The organism is Rhodococcus sp. NPDC058521 (assembly GCF_042719695.1).
GTDB lineage: Bacteria > Actinomycetota > Actinomycetes > Mycobacteriales > Mycobacteriaceae > Rhodococcus_F.
The window spans coordinates 22,618-39,145 of sequence record NZ_JBHXNL010000005.1 but is presented as its reverse complement, the minus strand read 5'-3'; the positions used below and the strand labels follow the sequence as shown (position 1 = coordinate 39,145).

Sequence of the window (16,528 nt, the reverse complement as noted above, 5' to 3'; positions counted from 1 at the left end):
TTGTGTCTGTAGGCATCTGTGATGCCAATTTTACCATTATTCGAACAAATGTGCGAAAGGTTTTCGGATCGCTCGTTTGGTCGTGAATCAGCATGCCAGAGGGCACTGACAATCTGCCGTAGCGACATCGTGCTCGGGATCATCGCCTCAGTCCGAATACCTGGAGTACTGAGCCGAATAGTCACGTCGACAATCGGCGCACCTCAGGGCGTAACACACGGAGTGAGCGCCGAGACCGTCCTGTCGTCGCCATTCGAGAAGTAGGCCTCGACATAGACGCAGCCCCGAGCCGTCGTCAGCATGGTGCTCAGTCCATACGGAATCGGTCCGGCGACCGACGGCTCAGGCGTGTCGACGCTGGTTGCAGTGCCGGGCCGATGGGTAACGACGTGCAGGACCCAGCCTGCGGGAATCTGGTAGACGGCACTGGGGTCCGCCTCGCCGCGGTCGTTGTTCCACGGCACGCGAGCCCAGACCACGCCCGGGCAACTTGCGGACGTCCGCACCTCGACCACCCCGACGACCGTGCCGTCGGGTCCGAGAACCGGAGGGCGGCTCGCCTTGACCTCGAGACTGGGAGGCGGGTCGGCGCAGCGACTGTCGGCGCCATCGAGCCCCCGTGGGTCTTTGCCGTCGTATTGCAGTTCATGCCGGGCCGCGTCCGACTGGGATCGATGGTCGCTCCCAAGAACCACGACGACACCCACCACGATGGCGACGACCGCAAAGATCAAGACCGCGCCGAGGATGGGACCTCGTCTCCACCAACCTCATGAACCACAACAGCTAGCACTGCCGCAGCAGCACCGATCGCAAGCCGGAAAGCTCGGAATTTCCCCGACGCTGAGTTGTTCATCGTGCCTCCCCATGCCGAGTCGGAACCCGACTGAGTGTCATGTTACCCCTGGTAGCGGGCGCGGCCGAGAGGTTCGGGAAGCGCAACCACCAGACCCGACCGCGATCTCATCACGCTGAATCTAACCCGTGGAATCGGACTCGGGTCCGCTTACGGTCGGTGCAATCACTTCGACGCCGCACAGCCCCGCGGTTGTCGTTCGACTTGCAAACGAGGAGAACCGATTCCGATGACTGCTGCCGCCGACACCCGATTGAAAGTAGAGCCCCAGTCCGGCTGGACGGGCGCTCTCATCACCGGTGTGGATCTGTCGAATCCGCTCAGTGAGAGCGAAGTCCAGCAGATCCGCGAGGCGCTGCTCCAGTGGAAGGCCGTGTTCTTCCGCGACCAGACGCTCGATCACGCGCAGCAGATCGCATTCGGCAAGCAGTTCGGCGACGTCACGCCCGGTCACCCCTACGAGGGCGACGCCGCCCCGGCTGGATTCCCTGAGATTCACACCGTCTCACCGAAGGCCTACGACCAGCGTTACGGCGTGAACTATCGGAAGAAGCAGGGCGCCAACGGCCCTGGCTGGCACGCCGACGTGACACCGCTGATCAACCCGCCGTCACACTCGATCCTGCGCGCCGAGGTGGTTCCCCCGTTCGGCGGTGACACCCAGTTCTCCAACGTCGCAGCCGCCTACCAGGGCCTGTCCGAACCGCTCCGTGAACTGATCGACGGCCTACGCGCCGAGCACCGCTTCGGCGCGAACTTCTCCGCCGAGCGCAGCTCGGAGAAGATCGGCGACCACGTTCGCAGCAACCCGCTGGCCTCGATCCACCCCGTGGTCCGCGTCCACCCCGAGAGCGGGGAGCGCGTTCTCTATGTGAACCCGTCGTTCACCAAGGACATCGTCGACCTGTCGCCGCGCGAGAGCCGGCACCTCCTGGACCTGCTCTTCGAGGAGTTGGCCCGCCCCGAGTACACGGTGCGCTTCAAGTGGGAGCCGGGCAGTCTCGCTTTCTGGGACAACCGTGCTGTTCTGCACCTGGCGCCTCGCGACGTCGACCACCTCGGACACGACCGCGTGCTGCACCGCATCACCCTCGTGGGCGATGTCCCGGTGGGCGTCGACGGCCGCGAGTCGGAGTCCATCTCCGGTGAGCGGTTCGGGGCAGCCTGACATGGCAACCACCCTCACCCGGCCGGCCGAGGAGGTGACGTCACCCGACACCGTGCTGATCGACCCGACGGCAGCCGTCCGATCCTCCGTCCGCAAGACGTGGGTGCCGCGCTCGGTGCAGCGACTGACCGGACCCGTCCTGTTGGTCGTGCTGTGGCAGATCCTCTCGAGCACAGGGGTGTTCGACGAACGAACGGTTCCCAAGCCGCTGTCGGTGGTGACGACGGCGTGGGAGTTGATCGCCGACGGCTCCCTGCAGGAGCACCTGAGCATCAGCCTGTTGCGAGTCGGCTATGGCTTGGTCTTCGGTATCGCTCTGGGCTTGGTGCTGGCGCTCGTGTCCGGGCTGTCGCGGGTGGGGGAGAACTTCGTCGACGCCAACATGGAGGTGCTGCGGGCGATACCGAACTTCGCGTTGGTGCCGTTGCTGATCGTGTGGTTCGGCATCAGCGAAGTCCCGAAGGTCCTGCTCATCACTCTCGCGGTGGCGGTGTCGATCTACGTCAACACGTTCAGTGCCATCCGCAGCGTCGATGCCGGACTGGTGGAAGCCTCGCGCTCGTTCGGCGTCTCACGCGGTGAGCTCGTTCGGAAGGTGATCCTGCCGGGCTCGCTTCCCGGATTCCTTGTCGGACTTCGGCTGGCGCTCACCGCATCGTGGTTGTCGCTCATCTTCGCGGAGACGATCAACGCCAAGAAGGGCCTCGGCCGCATGATGACCGACGCCCGTGAGTACTTCCAGATCGACGTGGTGTTCGTGCTCATCGCCGTCTACGCCATACTCGGCCTGCTGTCGATCTTCATCGTCCGCTGGCTCGAAGCGCGCCTGCTCACCTGGAGGCGGTCCTACGATGGCAACTGATCTGGCCCCGGCCGCCACCAAGCCTGTGGTGATCGCCCGGGACGTGCGAAAGGCGTTCGGAGACCATCAGGTTCTCTCCGGCCTCGACCTCGAAATCGGCGCCGGTGAATTCGTTGCCCTGTTGGGACGCAGTGGATCCGGAAAGTCGACGTTCTTGCGAGCGCTCGGTGCGCTGGACTCGGAGGTGGACGGCTACGTTCGTGTTCCGGCCAAGCAGGCCATCGTGTTTCAAGAACCACGGTTGCTGCCCTGGCAGAAGGTGTTGACCAACGTCACCGTCGGGCTTCCTTCCACAGCCCAGACGAAGGCGCAGGGCATCGCCGCACTCGGCGAGGTGAACCTCGAGAGCAAGGCGAAAGTGTGGCCACGCACCCTCTCCGGCGGCGAGGCGCAGCGTGTCGCTCTCGCGCGGGCGCTCGTCCGTGAACCCGAACTGCTCCTGCTCGACGAACCGTTCGGAGCGCTCGACGCACTCACCCGGATCAAGATGCACGGTCTGCTGCAGAAGCTCTACCGACGCCATCAGCCGGCCGTCCTCCTCGTGACCCACGACGTCGACGAGGCAATTCTGTTGGCAGACAGGGTGATCGTCCTGACCGACGGCACCATCTCGCTCGACACACCTGTCGATGTTCCACAACCGCGAACCCGTGATTCCCACGAGTGCAGCACCCTACGTCGACGCCTGCTCCGCGAACTCGGAGTGAGCGACGAACCCGATGCGGCGCTCTGACGTCACACCTCGAGAAAGATCTCTGATGAAGCTATTACCTCTTCGCGTGCTGTCGCTGTTCACCATCGCGGTGGTGGCAACCAGCTGCGGACTGTCGGATGCCAGCGAATCCGACGAAGCAGTCGGCGACGTCACCATCGCAGCCCAGACGGAGGTTCCGGAGGGAACCAAGCTGGTCGTCGCCGAGCAGAACGCCGATCAATCCTTGCCGTGGAACCTGTCGGGGGCGGGCAAGGATGTGCCGTACGGCGTCGACTTCGCCGATTTCAGCGGCGGCGCTGCGGTGATCGAGGCGCTCCGATCGGGTGCAGCGGACATCGGGTCGATCGGTGAGGCGCCCGTACCGATCGCGGTCAACAGCGGCGTCACGGACATCGTCACCGTCGGTCTCGAGGCCAACCCGGGGAGCAGCGGCGGTTACTACCTCGTGGCGCAACCGGACAGCGATATCGACAGCATCGAGGACCTACGCGGCAAGCGGGTGGCCTACCCGCCGGGATCCGGGCGCCACATGATCACGGCGTCGCTGCTGAAGAAGGCCGGTCTCGACCTGCAGACCGACGTGCAGCCCGTGGAACTCGCCGGCGCCGAGGTGGTGCCCACCTTCGCGGCGGGTGCCGTGGATGCCGCAATCGTGCTGGGCAATCAGTACTACAAGCTGGGCAAGCCGCCGCTCCTCGGTGACGGCACGGGTATCAACACCGGCATCGAAAGCCTCATCGTTCGCCGCGACACTCTCGAGGACCCGGCGAAGGCCGCCGCCATCGGCGACTACATCGGACGTGCTGTGGCAGCAAGCAACTGGTCCGATGCGCACCCCGAGGAATGGATCAACGGTTACTACGTAGACACCCAGGACATCACCTACGACGAGGGCAAAGAACTCCTCGACACGATCGGAACGAGCACCTTCTATCCGATCGACGACGCCTCGACGGGCCTGTTCCAGAAGGTCGCCGACGGGCTGCTCGACACCGGAACGATCAAGTCTCACGTCGACATCGCTCCGTACGTCGACGGTCGCTACAACCAGATTGTCGAAGACCAGAACAAGGCGGACGGCGTCACCCCCAAAGCCATCCCCAGCTGACACTCGCGCATCCTCGGAAGGGATCGAACAATGACACAGACGACCACCGCCATCGACGTGCGTCCCCAATCGGGTTGGACCGGAGCTGAAATCCACGGCGTCGACCTGACTAGACCGCTGGCCGACCACGAGGTGGCCACCATCCATGAGGCCTTTCTGAAGTGGAAGGTGGTGTTCTTCCGCGACCAATTCATCGACCACGACGCACACCTGCGATTCGCGTCCTACTTCGGTTCGGTGACCCCGGCGCACCCGCTGTTCGACTCGATCCCGGACCCGGACTACCCGACGATCTACCCGATCTTCAAGGACCGCTTCAAAGCTCGGTTCAAGACTCGCGGCTACGACAAGCCGGGCTGGCACTCCGACGTGACGGCCGCGGTGAACCCGCCGGCCGCGTCGATCCTTCGGGCCGAGACCATCCCGCCTTACGGTGGCGACACCCAGTGGTCCAACGCGGTCGCAGCGTACGAAGGACTGTCCGAGCGGCTGCGAGCCTTCGCCGACAAACTGCGCGCCGTGCACCGTTTCTCACCGCCGGACGGCGCGAACGCCAGCGAAGACTATCTGCGTCGTGTGCAGAAGCGGCCACTGGTGAGCGAGCACCCGGTGGTCCGCGTGCATCCCGAGACGGGGGAGCGGGCGCTGTACGTCAACCCGGGCTTCACCACGCATCTCGTCGGCGTGACACCGCACGAAAGCCGACGACTGCTCGGACTTTTCTACGACGAACTCGCTCGTCCCGAGTACACGGTGCGCTTCAAATGGGAGCCCGGACAGCATCGCTTTCTGGGACAACCGTGCCGCCGTGCACCTTGCCCCTCAGGACCTCACGCTAGACCACGATCGACGCCTCTATCGGGTCACCCTCGTCGGCGACGTGCCCAAGGGCCCGGACGGACGCGACTCCGTGGCCCTGGAAGGAGAACCGTTCGAGGCGATCTGAGGACGGCGATTGCGCCTACCTGGCCTCGAACTTGGCGTGCACCTGGGCCGACAGGGTGATGTGTTCGGGTTTGAGCTCTATTCCGTCGTCGGGTGCGCTGCCGACGAATCCTCGTGCACTCATCGGCGCCAGCTCTGACCGGGTGCGGGTTCCAAGAAGTCCAGGGTCGGCGATCTCCACCGGATCGATCCGATTGCGGCCAACTGTGCGGGCGTAGGTCTCCGCCTTCGACTGTGCATCTCGCACGGCCAGTTCGCGGACATGCGTGATCCGATCGCGGTAGCTCTTCTTCGTCAGCGCCCAGTCGAAGTGCCCGATCTGCACACCCTCGAGGACCGAGGCGTCCTTCACGAACTTCTCGATAGCGTCGAACAGATTGAACTTCACGTCGAGCTCGGCAGTTGCGCGATAAACGTAGGGGAGTTGGATGCCGTCGCGGTTGTAGGGCCGGTGGCGCGAATGCCGGACCTGGTCGAGCGACCACCAGTTGATCGGTCCGTTCTCGCTGTCGAACTGTTCGGTGACCAGTTGCGTGAGTTCGCGAACGGTCGCAGATGCGGTGTCGCCCGACTCCTCCGCCGATTCCGACTCGACCGACACCGTGATCGATATGGTGCAGCGCTCCGGTGGGTACGTCTCCTCGCCCTCACCACTGACGGTGATCACGAGTGGGCGCGAGTTGTCCTCCATGGGCATCGTTCTCCTTCGTCGAAGAGTTCGGGCGATACCCATTGTCGCTCGCCGACATCCCGATGCGGGGATTGTTCGACGACTACCCTCTCGGCGAAGCTCTCGATTCAGATGCCAGCCTGGTCGACGCCGTAAATAGCTTGTTCGTTGGTGTAGCCCTCGTATATCAACTGATCGATCAGTCCCTGTCGTGAGAAGGCCGATATTTCGAGGTATTGCTGAGCCGATTTGGCGGCTTGCTCGTTCCAGTTCGGCGCAACGTGGTCCACGGCGAACGTCGCATCTGCTGTCGAGTACTGCTCGTACTCCAGCTGCTCGATCAGTCCTTGCCGTGAGAACGCGCTGATGTCGAGATAGTTCTCAGCTGCTCGGGCGGCATTTCGCTGCCCACTCGTCATTCCGGAGTTGGCCGGTGCCTGCGTGGTGGTTTCGCGTTCGGCCGTGGGCGGGGGAGCCGGAGCCGGTGATTCGGCCGGTGTCACCTGTATCGGTGCCGGCGGGAGGGCCTCGATCGTGGTGGTAGCGCTGGGCTCTGTGGTGGTGCTTTCCGTCGTGCTCGACGTGGTCGTGCTCGGAACCGCACTCGACAGGCTGCTGGAAGCAGCAACGGTCGATGGGTCGCTCGAGGCTTCCACGTCCTCGCTCTTGTCGGGAGCATTGACCGCACCGATGACGATGAACAGGACCACTGCCGCGCCGGCGATCCACGGCCACTTCTTGCGTTTGGGCCCTCCGGTGTTCGGGTTCGCCTGCGTCCCGCTAGCATTCGGCTGGAGCGCGGACGTCCATTGTTCCCCGTCCCACCAACGCAATTGTCCAGAGCCCTGAGGGTCCGGATGCCATCCGGCCGGTGTGGTCATTGCTCAACTGCCTTCGGAATGTTCGATCCTTGCCAGGTGGGCCACTGCCACACCATCCCGGTCGGTCATCCGACCGGTATCAGCTCAAGCTATTACCGACGGGCCGTTGCGGGTATCGGTCATTGAACCGACAGAAGATCGAGATCATCGATATGCCGTGACGTCGGAGAGGCGGAAGCGTCGGTGGGTGCCGCGCATTTCGGTGGGGAGTGTCCCGGCGTCGGCGAGACGGCGGACGTAGGTGTCGGAGACGCCGAGGATTTCCGCGGCCTGGGACGTGGTCAGGAGTTCGCTTACCGTTCCCAGTGTCACGCTCTGTCCCTCGCCGAGCAGGCTCAACAATCGTACGAGCGCATCCCGTACCGCCGAGTCGAGGGGAACGTCGACACCATCGACCGCAAGGCTCACCAGGGTGTCGTCGTTCGCGGAATCGGCGACGGTGGCCAGCGCGTTCGCGGAATCGGCGCTCAGTGCGGGAACGACGTGATCGATGCTCATACCGATCGAGTCTTTCACGGCCCGCTATCGCCGACCCGCATTGCAGGCCTCGCTACTTGCCTCTACATGATCGGGCGCAGGCCATACATATTGGTCGGCAAGGTAAGATCCGGTAGCCACTGGGCGCCCATCGCGATTGCTTCACGTGCATATTCGGGGTGAGGGTTGTGGACCTGTAAGGCGGAGCCGTCCTCGGAGACTTGGGCGCGGGTCATCTCGGGGGATGCGTTCAAACACCTCATTGCCGGTATGAAGAGGGCTACACCGCCGATCAAGGTGAACGTGAGGAATGGTTCCGGTACCCACGCGGACAGCGGCGATATTCGTGTCGTGATCACAATCGCCACGAGCACGAGAAGCAGGACACTCGCCATTCGTCGCCGGAAGAGATACCGCCGACAGATCGGGCACAACGCCCAACAGGACTCGGCGCGGATCCTCCGGCCGCGTCGTTGGCCGTGTGCAGTCTCGGACCTGTGGTGAACGATTTCGTGAAGTATCTTCCGTCTCAACGAGTAGTCGTCCCACGGGATGTGCGGATGGGATGGAATGTGCCACTTCGCCGTACGCGTCCCGCGTTGCCCGTGAAGCACGCATACGGACGGCAGATCCGTTTCAAGTTCGCGTCTGTGTTTGAGTAGCCACTCCGACGGATTCGGATGGCTCACGTGGCGAAGCGGGAAAGCGACTGCAGGCGCGGGACCGTAGTCGGGCGGCGCGGTGTCAAACAAGCCAGGACTTTGGTGTGGGATATTCGTCGTGATCCTCCGGCCAGTCCGAGGGACCTACACTCCCTGGGGCAGTGTGCTCTAGCGGAGCCGGAGCCGGGGACGAGTGCGAGCCCCACTTCCAGACGAGATTGGGCGATGCTTTCAGCTCGGCGACTTCGGGCGGAACCGGAACCGAGAGTCGTTCTATATCGCACCAACGGCATTCACCAGCATGTACGCGTAGGCCGAATGCCTTCAACCCAGCCGACGCGCCGGGTAGTCCGACGAGATTGAACATGAACTGGTCGTCGACCTCGATGGGCTCATTGACGAGTTCATTCACTTCGATTCGATCGGTTCGGATTCTCGCTGTGGCGAGCCGCTCCGCTGCGTTCGATAGTTTCCGAAACGCTGCGTCGACCGTCGGATCCAAGTCCGGCTCTCTCATCTGTCCCCCCGTGGGCTGAAACGCCCGTCGCATTCGAGCAAGATGGTAACGGTCTACCGGCGCTCGGCCCTCACCCAGGTGCAGGACTACTGCATCGAGGTCCTAGGTACCCTTTGCCGGTGAGGGGAATCTTCGGAAAGCTCAAACAGCACGGACTCATCGCTCCACTCGCGACGATCGGCCTGTGCCTGATCGCGATCGTGGTGCTTCTCTACGGCATCACTTGGGTAACGAACAAGGGGAGCAGCCTAGGGGGAGAGGCGCGCGCGGAGGGAGAGTCGGCAGCGACCACGTCCGGTTGGACGGCGCCAACTCTGAATCCGCAAACCTCGACGCCGGCCCCGTTACCGGAGGGGTTTCCATCGTTGAGACGTCCGCCCGCGATGGTCGAATCACCCGAGGGGCAGCCTCAGCCGGTACCCACCAAGTTCGGTCTCACGTATACCGTGCCGGGCGGCGGCGACTGGCGTCCCAGCGCGAGCCGCGTCCTGGGGTGGACGGACGGCAACGGCAACGACATCGCTACTTACGGCTCCGTGAGCGATTACAAGTACAACTTCTGCCCCGAGCGCAATGGTTCCACGCTGGCTGACGTTGGTATCACGGGGCGTAATGGCACGGATATCGGCACAGCAGCCAAAGAAGCGATCGAGAAGGCGGAGGACATTTTCGCCGAAGAGTCCAACGGGAAAGTGTCTGTGGAGATTTCCGGCCCGTTCGACCTGGAAGTCTCCGGTAGTCCGGCTGTCCGATACACAGCGAAAGTCACCGAAATCGAACCGCAAACTTCGTGCGATGTGCGCGAAGCCGGGTTCGACGTCGTTTCGACACGCGGATACGCAACCGCTGAAGTTGCGACACTGTTCGTAAAGCATGGAGACGGAGCGCCGGGAGCGCTGACCGATGACGACGTGAACAATATTGTCGGGTCGCTTCAGCGGGCCGAATAGAGGGGGAGATTGATGAGCGGGGAACAGTTCAGGGCAGAGCCGGAGTACGTGGCCGGGCTTGGTGTCGCGTTCGCGGAAATCGGCAAAGACAGTCAAAGCATTGCCGATTTCGTCGGTAAGAACGGACCACCCGGTGAGTTCTTCTCCGGTCCCATCATCAGCACCTTGCTGGAGCCCTTCACCTCCGCCGCAGAGCGCACCAAGGCGCGGATGTCGGATATTGCGCGAGTGAATACCCAAACGTCGTTGGAACTGAACAAAGCTGCCTGGATGTATGACGACCAGGAGGCAAAGAACTTCGCTGCGCTGAACGAACACACCAAACAGCTCGGTGGCCGCTCGTCGACGTACAACTCCGATGTCGAGGTGGAGGGAACCACCGCCGCGTACGACGTTGTGACCGCATTCCCCAAGGTCGAGCAGATAAATCTTGACGAGCCCTCGGCGAACAGGGAAGACCTGGCTGCATTGATCAGTGAGGCATCCGGCTGGCTGGGTGACGTGAACGAGGCAATCAAGAGCACCACCCGAATGGCTGGAGTCGAATGGGATGCGCTCGGCACCGTCCTCAAGCCGATCACCGGGAATTGGACCGAACTGAATCGGATCGGCGAGGCGTACAAGATCGCAGGAAATGCGTTCGAAGCATCGGCCAAGAATCTGGACGACGGTGTCAACCGAGTGGGGCAACACTGGGACGGCAAGGCGGCCTTGGCGTTCGAGGACCATGCGCGCAAACAGAGTGAAGCCATGCGATGGGAAGGTCCAGTCGGCCGCACTATCGCGTTGGGTCTTGGTGTTGTCGCCGAGGAGATCCGCGAAGCTATCAAGACAGTGATCCGAAAGCTGGAAGAACTCCTCGAGTCGCAAGTGAGCCTCGATGGGATTGCAGGCAAAATCAAGTTCCTCGTAAGAAAGGTTCCTGCCATCCAGGCGGCAACGCTCGGGAAGATCATCTGGGACGTCGGTGACATGATCCTGGACTTGGTCGACGAGATTCGGGTGATGGTGGACAGCGTCAAGGAGTTTCTGTCGACCATCGCGGACCCTGTCGGCAAGGCACACGAAAAGCTTGATGAGAAGCTTTCTCCGATTACGAGTCGCATTGACGACGCAACGCGACGAGCGGCAGTAGCGATGGATATCAAGAACGTCAGTGACTTCGGAAGCACGTTGGACCGTCCGAAGGACGGGTACGACGTAGGTAGCGGCAAAGACCCGTGGGCCGACGGCTAGTGGAAGATTCGGGCTGGTAGTCGAACGCCGCCGCCGAGATCTTGGAGGAGGGTCAGCGGCCTGATCGCTCCGCAACTTTCGCAGTGACATAGTCGTGGATGCGCACCGCATCGTCGCCCATCTTGCGATGGTCGATTTCGATCAGAGAAACCGTCGGTAGACGATCGATTCTCCATGGCCACGTCGCCGTATACCGACGCTCCCACGAATCGTTGTACGCGATGATCAACGTCATCGGGTACTCCCGGTAGGCCGAATGGACGCCCAGGACAGCGCGCCACGGTAAGAACGATTCGAAGGACCACCCGCGTTGGTAGATGCCTTCCGATGTGAAGGCGACATAGCCGACTTGGAGACGGCCGAAGACGAAGGCGAGGTTGCAACTCCAGAAGTAGAGCGCCACCAGCGCGTAGACCGCAGTTGTTCCGTAACCGTCCGATTCCGGCACCGGAAGGATGGCGTCCGGGTCCGGTTGTGGGCGACTGTCGTACGCGGCGGTCGCGAAGATCAGTCCGAAGACGCCGGTGACGGCGCGCAGCATGGCCGGAGACCGTCGCGAGTACGAGATGGTGGGAGCGGTCTCGCCGCGGACAACCCGGTCACGGACCGTCAAGCGGCCGTTCGATTTCGGTCGGTACGTGAGATTGAACGCGATCAACAGCGCGACGAAGACGATGACGGCGGCACAGTATTTGGCCATGGTCGTGTCGTTTTCGCGTAAGGAGAGTGTTACGCCGATGACGCAGACTGCACAGACAAGCGCGAAGAAGACGTACGAACAGAACATCCGCGCACGGTATTGGGGTGATCGCCAGTTTCCAGTAGGCCAGCCCGCTGGTCTGGCCACATTGGTATTGGTCTCACTCACACGTACCCTCCCCAGTGCGACAGCGTCAGTCGACTGTAGTCATCCGTCTCGATGACGGTGACGTCGGCTGTGGTCGCTCAGTGCTCGTGGTCCTCGTCGAAGTCCGCGACGCCCTTCTTCCAGTAACCGGCGATGTCGCAGTCGTCCTTCGCGAGACCGAGTTCGTTTCGTATCCATTTGCGGATCGGCTTCAGGCTCGTCGCTTCACCGGCCACCCATGCGTACGTTCGCTCGTCCTCGGGAACGGTGACGGAGCAGACGGCCTTCTCGAGGAGGTCCGACGTACCCGGCTCGGCAGCACCCCGATGCAGCCACTGCACCTCGACGTTCGCCGGTGGGTGCAGGGCGATCTCTTCCGAGGAATCGGTGACCTCGATGAACGCCCACCCGGAGGCTTCGCCTGGCAACCACTCGAGCCAACGCGCAATCGCCGGAAGGGCGGTGATGTCACCGGCAAGGAGGTAGCGGTCGTAAGCGTCGGGAACGACGAGACCGCCGGGAGGGCCGGCAACGTGGATGCGATTGCCGGGCTCGGCCGCCTCGGCCCAGTCGGACGCAAAGCCGCCCTTGTGAAGGGCGAAATCGATGTCGAGTTCGAGGGACTCTGCGTCGTAGCGACGCACGGTGTACTCACGTGAAATCGGCATGGGACGTGGCCATTTCAGCACAAGTCCGTCTTTCTCGGGCAGGCGAAGAGTCCCGTCGTCGTCCGGAAAGACGAAGCGCACATGTTCGTCTGCGGTGTGACTCTCGAAACCTTCCAGCTCGGAACCGCCCAATGTGAGCCGCAGCAGAGCCGAACCGACCATCTCCTTTCGCAGCACCGTGAGGTTTCGCATCCCTACCGGGTAAGGCACCTTGGCGCCCGATCGACCGCCGAGTACCTCGCCGATACGTTCGATGTGTCGGTCCCTCGACATCTGGGTGTTCTCCTCTGCTTGTGCCTCGAAATCCGTTATGGATAGCCTAAACAACTCCTCTGACCTGTGGTGAAGTGAGGCACCATGGCCTCCCCGGCCGTCGTGTTCCGATACGATTGTTGCGACCAGATGGCCAATCATGAACTGATCGTTCGATCGGAACGGAGTCGACCGGATGCCCGAGCCCGTGCAACCGCAGCCTGTGGTTGGTCAGCTGACTCAGGCTGCGCTGTTCCTGGTGCTGACCATCGACGAAGGTGGCGAGGAAGCAACCCGCGGTCTGCTGGAGAGCATCTCCGGGATCGCGCGGGCCGTGGACTTTCGTTCGGCAGGTGTTCGCCTGCAGGTGGTCACCGGGATCGGATCGCAGGCGTGGGATCGCTTGTTCTCCGGCGCGCGCCCCGCGCACCTGCACACGCTCGAGGAACTGCACGGCGACACCCACCACATGCCCTCCACGCCCGGCGACCTGCTCTTCCACGTGCGCGGAGACGAGCAGAGTGTGTGTTTCGAGGTCGGTCGTCAGATCATGAACCAGCTCCGTGACGTCACCACGGTTGTCGACGAGGTTCATGGCTTTCTCTCGTTCGGGCGTCGAAACCTGTTGGGCTTCATGGACGGAACCGAGAGCCCCTCCGGGGAGGAAGGGGACGACGCAGCCCTGGTGGGTGACGACGACCCCGAGTTCACCGGCGGCAGTTACGTAATCGCGCAGAAGTACCGATTCGACATGGACGCCTGGGAGGGTATCTCGACCGAGGAGCAGGAACGGGTCATCGGGCGCAGCAAGATGGACGACATCGAGATGTCCGACGACGTCAAACCCACCAACTCGCACATCGCCCTCAACGTCATCGAGGACGAGAACGGGGAGGAATTGGACATCGTCCGCGCCAACATGCCGTTCGGCACCTTCAAGGACGGCGACATGGGCACCTACTTCATCGGTTACGCCTCCGATCCGGCGACAACCGAGCAGATGCTGACGAACATGTTCATCGGCGACCCGCCGGGAAATCATGATCGTCTTCTCGACTTCTCCACCGCACTCACCGGGGGCCTGTTCTTCGCCCCCACCATCGACTTCCTCGACGAACTCCCTCCGCCGCCCGAGGTGGCCGAGGAGCCCGAAGAGGTACCGCAAGCACCGGTCCAGGCCGGCTCCCTGGCAATCGGCAGTCTGAAAAGGAGCGTCCTCCGATGAACAACCTGTTTCGCGAACTCGCGCCCGTCACCGACGCCGCGTGGGCGGAGATCGAGGAGGAGGCCACGCGTACGTTCAAGCGGAACATCGCCGGACGACGCATCGTCGACGTGAACGGGCCCCACGGCCCCGGTCAGTCCTGCGTCGGCACCGGCCATACTCAGAAGGTCGATCCGCCCAGTGATGGTGTGTCCTCACGTATTCGGCTCACCAAGCCGCTCGTCGAGTTGCGAGTTCCGTTCACTCTCAACCGCCAGGACATCGAGGATGTCGAGCGCGGATCGCAGGATTCCGACTGGGATCCGGTGAAGGACGCTGCCAACAAGTTGGCGCTCGTCGAGGACCGCGCCATCTTCGAGGGCTACGCGGCCGGTCAGATCGAGGGCATCCGCGCCAACAGCAGCAATGCCCCGATCGAACTGCCTGCCGACGTGCGCGATCTCCCGAACGCGATCAGCAAGGCGCTGTCCGAGCTTCGCCTTGCCGGTGTGGACGGCCCGTACTCGGTGTTGCTCGACGCCGAAACCTATACGGAGGTCAGCGAAACCTCCGATCACGGCTACCCGATCCGGGAGCACCTCAAGCGGCTCATCGAGGGCGACATCATCTGGGCGCCTGCCATCGAGGGTGCCTTCGTCGTCACCACCCGCGGCGGAGACTTCGATCTGCAACTAGGACAGGATGTCTCGATCGGATACACCTCGCACACCGCGGACACGGTGGAGCTGTACCTGCAGGAGTCGCTGACGTTCCTGGCCTACACCGGCGAGGCGTCCGTCGCGCTCACTCGGCCGAAGAAGCGCAAGTAGCTCGATCCGCGAGGGTGGAGACGTGCTCGACGCCCACCGTGGTGCCGGTGTGGTCCTGGTGGGCGGTCGACCACGAAATGTCGAGCCGGGGTCCGTTCACCTCGACCATGCCGAGCATGTTGTCGAACCACGGGCCGGCGGTGAGACGCCACTCGAACGGTGGCTTCGGAACCTTCGCAGACCGAGCCAGGGCGCGGCCGATAGCCACCACCGGCTTTTTCGACGTCAGCGACTGCCCCGCCCGGATCCAGCGGGGAAGGGGGTTGCGGATGGGCGAGCACACGGCTTGCAGAATCGTGCTTCCGCCCTCCTCGCGGTCGACCTGCGCGAGGTACGAATGGTGCACATCGCCGGATAGGAAAGTCACCGAACTCGGCGGCTTTCCGCGCTTTCCATCAGCCACTTCCATGATCACGTCGGCGAGCAGACGGAATGAGTTCTGGAATGCGGCCCAGTGCTCGAGATCGAAGCCCTGCCGAATCTTTTCACCGACCCGGCCGGCTCGTCGGCCCCAGACCCCTTCGGCAACCGCCTCGTTCCACGCTTCGAATGCGTGCAGTCCGTTCGGTAACAGATAGGGAAGGGACGTGCCGACGAACAGGTGGTCGACGTCGCCATGCATCCTGGCGTCCAACCAGTCCGTTTCGTTCTGGTCCAGCATCCTACGAGCGTCCGGTCGGAGTACGCGGGCCGCCCGCGAATCGATCACTATCAACCGGGAAGCACCGAGGTCGCGCGCGAAGCTCCACCGATAGCTGTCCGGTTGATCGTCGGCTCGGTCTGCGAATGCGTCGAGTCGGTCCGTGATGTCGTCCTTGCCGCGCGCGCGAAGCTCGAGCACGTACTGCCACATCTCGTCCTCGGCACGGTCCGAAGGCGACAGGTTGCCGAGGTGCTGATAAATCCAGTACGACCCGAGCGCACCGATGATGCGGTCCTTCCACCAACCGGTGGCTTCCATCTGCCGCCGCCACGTGTGCGAGGTGTTCCAATCGTCGCGCACATCGTGATCGTCGAAGATCATGGCGCTCGGCAGCGTCGCAAGAAGCCAACGGTTTGCGGGATCGTTCCACGACAGTGAGTACAGGTGGGCGTACTCTTCGAAACCCTGAAGCTCCACGCCCGGCGGTTCGTCCAGGTTCCGGCGCGAAGCGATGAAGCTTTGCATCGCCGCCGAAGTTTCGTCGGCGTAGACCTGGTCACCGAGGAAGAGGACGAAGTCGGGGTGATCGTCCCCGTCCATCATGCGGAGGGCGAACGCCCGCAGGACATCGACGCCGTGAGTCTTGTTCGACACCTCGTCGTGCGAGACGCTCGTGCGGCACGAACCGAACGCGAACCGGAGCCCCCGCGAGGGGTCGGGAGTGCGGATGACGCTCGGCGGGTAGTCCGCGCCATCACCGGAGGCAGGCGGCCACACCTCTAGGTCATCGACTGTCAGGGTGTACTCGTACGACGAACCGGGTTTCAGGCCGTCCACGTCCACCAATGCGTAATGATGTCCGTGGGCACAGAAGGTGGCGGCGTGCCAGGCGCGATCGCCGATGTGGACGGCAACGGTGGAACGGGCTGCTACCTCGACCCAGATCACCGCACTGGTCTCGTCGGTATAGCGGAGCAGCGGTCCGATTATCAGAGAACTCGAGGACATGAATCAGGTCTACCGCAGATGCATCGAGT

The 16,528-nt window shown here is 62.9% G+C and carries 15 protein-coding genes and 1 pseudogene; 9 read left to right on the top strand and 7 right to left on the bottom strand.

Translation table 11 applies throughout. From position 1 onward, the window contains the following. Positions 1–203 precede the first annotated feature (203 nt). Positions 204–734 (bottom strand): hypothetical protein, encoded by a 531-nt coding sequence (locus ACFWO3_RS10045; RefSeq protein WP_378576756.1) that lies wholly within the window; start codon positions 732–734, stop codon positions 204–206. Positions 735–1,085: 351 nt separating this feature from the next. Between ACFWO3_RS10045 and ACFWO3_RS10040 the strand changes: the two genes are divergently transcribed. The 5 genes and pseudogenes from ACFWO3_RS10040 (at position 1,086) to ACFWO3_RS10020 (ending at position 5,655) form a co-directional block, all read left to right on the top strand. Beyond that, positions 1,086–2,024 (top strand): TauD/TfdA dioxygenase family protein, encoded by a 939-nt coding sequence (locus tag ACFWO3_RS10040; protein WP_378576754.1) that lies wholly within the window; start codon positions 1,086–1,088, stop codon positions 2,022–2,024. Between the two features lies 1 nt (position 2,025). Beyond that, positions 2,026–2,886, top strand: a complete 861-nt coding sequence (locus ACFWO3_RS10035; protein ID WP_378576752.1) for an ABC transporter permease — start codon at positions 2,026–2,028, stop codon at positions 2,884–2,886. Continuing rightward, entirely contained in the window at positions 2,876–3,619 is a 744-nt protein-coding gene (locus ACFWO3_RS10030) for an ABC transporter ATP-binding protein (protein WP_378576750.1), read from the top strand. The genes ACFWO3_RS10035 and ACFWO3_RS10030 overlap by 11 nt, the downstream gene beginning before the upstream one ends. A 25-nt stretch (positions 3,620–3,644) precedes the next feature. Further along, on the top strand, positions 3,645–4,709 hold the full coding sequence (locus tag ACFWO3_RS10025) for a PhnD/SsuA/transferrin family substrate-binding protein (protein WP_378576748.1): 1,065 nt from the start codon (positions 3,645–3,647) through the stop codon (positions 4,707–4,709). 30 nt (positions 4,710–4,739) lie between these two features. Continuing rightward, positions 4,740–5,655, top strand: a pseudogene (locus tag ACFWO3_RS10020) (TauD/TfdA dioxygenase family protein). Between the two features lie 15 nt (positions 5,656–5,670). Here ACFWO3_RS10020 and ACFWO3_RS10015 read toward each other — a convergent pair. The 3 genes from ACFWO3_RS10015 to ACFWO3_RS10005 all read right to left on the bottom strand — a co-directional run bounded on the left by ACFWO3_RS10015 (position 5,671) and on the right by ACFWO3_RS10005 (position 7,697). Next, the gene (locus ACFWO3_RS10015; protein WP_378576745.1) at positions 5,671–6,345 is read right to left on the bottom strand and encodes an SIMPL domain-containing protein; all 675 of its coding nucleotides are present in this window, start codon (positions 6,343–6,345) and stop codon (positions 5,671–5,673) included. A 107-nt stretch (positions 6,346–6,452) separates the two neighbouring features. Then, positions 6,453–7,205 (bottom strand): Ltp family lipoprotein, encoded by a 753-nt coding sequence (locus ACFWO3_RS10010; protein WP_378576743.1) that lies wholly within the window; start codon positions 7,203–7,205, stop codon positions 6,453–6,455. A gap of 144 nt (positions 7,206–7,349) precedes the next feature. Then, entirely contained in the window at positions 7,350–7,697 is a 348-nt protein-coding gene (locus ACFWO3_RS10005) for a helix-turn-helix domain-containing protein (protein ID WP_378577333.1), read from the bottom strand. Between the two features lie 1,283 nt (positions 7,698–8,980). Between ACFWO3_RS10005 and ACFWO3_RS10000 the strand changes: the two genes are divergently transcribed. After that, entirely contained in the window at positions 8,981–9,811 is an 831-nt protein-coding gene (locus tag ACFWO3_RS10000; protein ID WP_378576741.1) for a hypothetical protein, read from the top strand. A gap of 12 nt (positions 9,812–9,823) precedes the next feature. Continuing rightward, positions 9,824–11,047, top strand: a complete 1,224-nt coding sequence (locus tag ACFWO3_RS09995; RefSeq protein WP_378576739.1) for a hypothetical protein — start codon at positions 9,824–9,826, stop codon at positions 11,045–11,047. Positions 11,048–11,099: 52 nt separating this feature from the next. On the opposite strand, the gene ACFWO3_RS09990 is transcribed toward ACFWO3_RS09995, so the two are convergent. Beyond that, positions 11,100–11,747 (bottom strand): hypothetical protein, encoded by a 648-nt coding sequence (locus ACFWO3_RS09990; RefSeq protein ID WP_378576737.1) that lies wholly within the window; start codon positions 11,745–11,747, stop codon positions 11,100–11,102. Positions 11,748–11,992: 245 nt separating this feature from the next. After that, positions 11,993–12,835 (bottom strand): siderophore-interacting protein, encoded by an 843-nt coding sequence (locus ACFWO3_RS09985; protein ID WP_378576735.1) that lies wholly within the window; start codon positions 12,833–12,835, stop codon positions 11,993–11,995. 175 nt (positions 12,836–13,010) lie between these two features. On the opposite strand from ACFWO3_RS09985, the gene ACFWO3_RS09980 reads away from it, so the two are divergent. Both ACFWO3_RS09980 and ACFWO3_RS09975 read left to right on the top strand, forming a co-directional pair. Continuing rightward, a complete protein-coding gene (locus ACFWO3_RS09980) occupies positions 13,011–14,039 on the top strand; it encodes a Dyp-type peroxidase (RefSeq protein WP_378576733.1) in 1,029 nt (342 codons plus the stop codon). Continuing rightward, a complete protein-coding gene (locus tag ACFWO3_RS09975) occupies positions 14,036–14,848 on the top strand; it encodes a family 1 encapsulin nanocompartment shell protein (RefSeq protein ID WP_378576731.1) in 813 nt (270 codons plus the stop codon). The genes ACFWO3_RS09980 and ACFWO3_RS09975 overlap by 4 nt, the downstream gene beginning before the upstream one ends. Here ACFWO3_RS09975 and ACFWO3_RS09970 read toward each other — a convergent pair. Next, positions 14,823–16,499, bottom strand: coding sequence for an alkaline phosphatase D family protein (locus ACFWO3_RS09970; RefSeq protein WP_378576729.1), 1,677 nt, complete (start codon positions 16,497–16,499; stop codon positions 14,823–14,825). The two genes, ACFWO3_RS09975 and ACFWO3_RS09970, sit on opposite strands and share 26 nt — an antisense overlap. Positions 16,500–16,528: the final 29 nt, after the last annotated feature.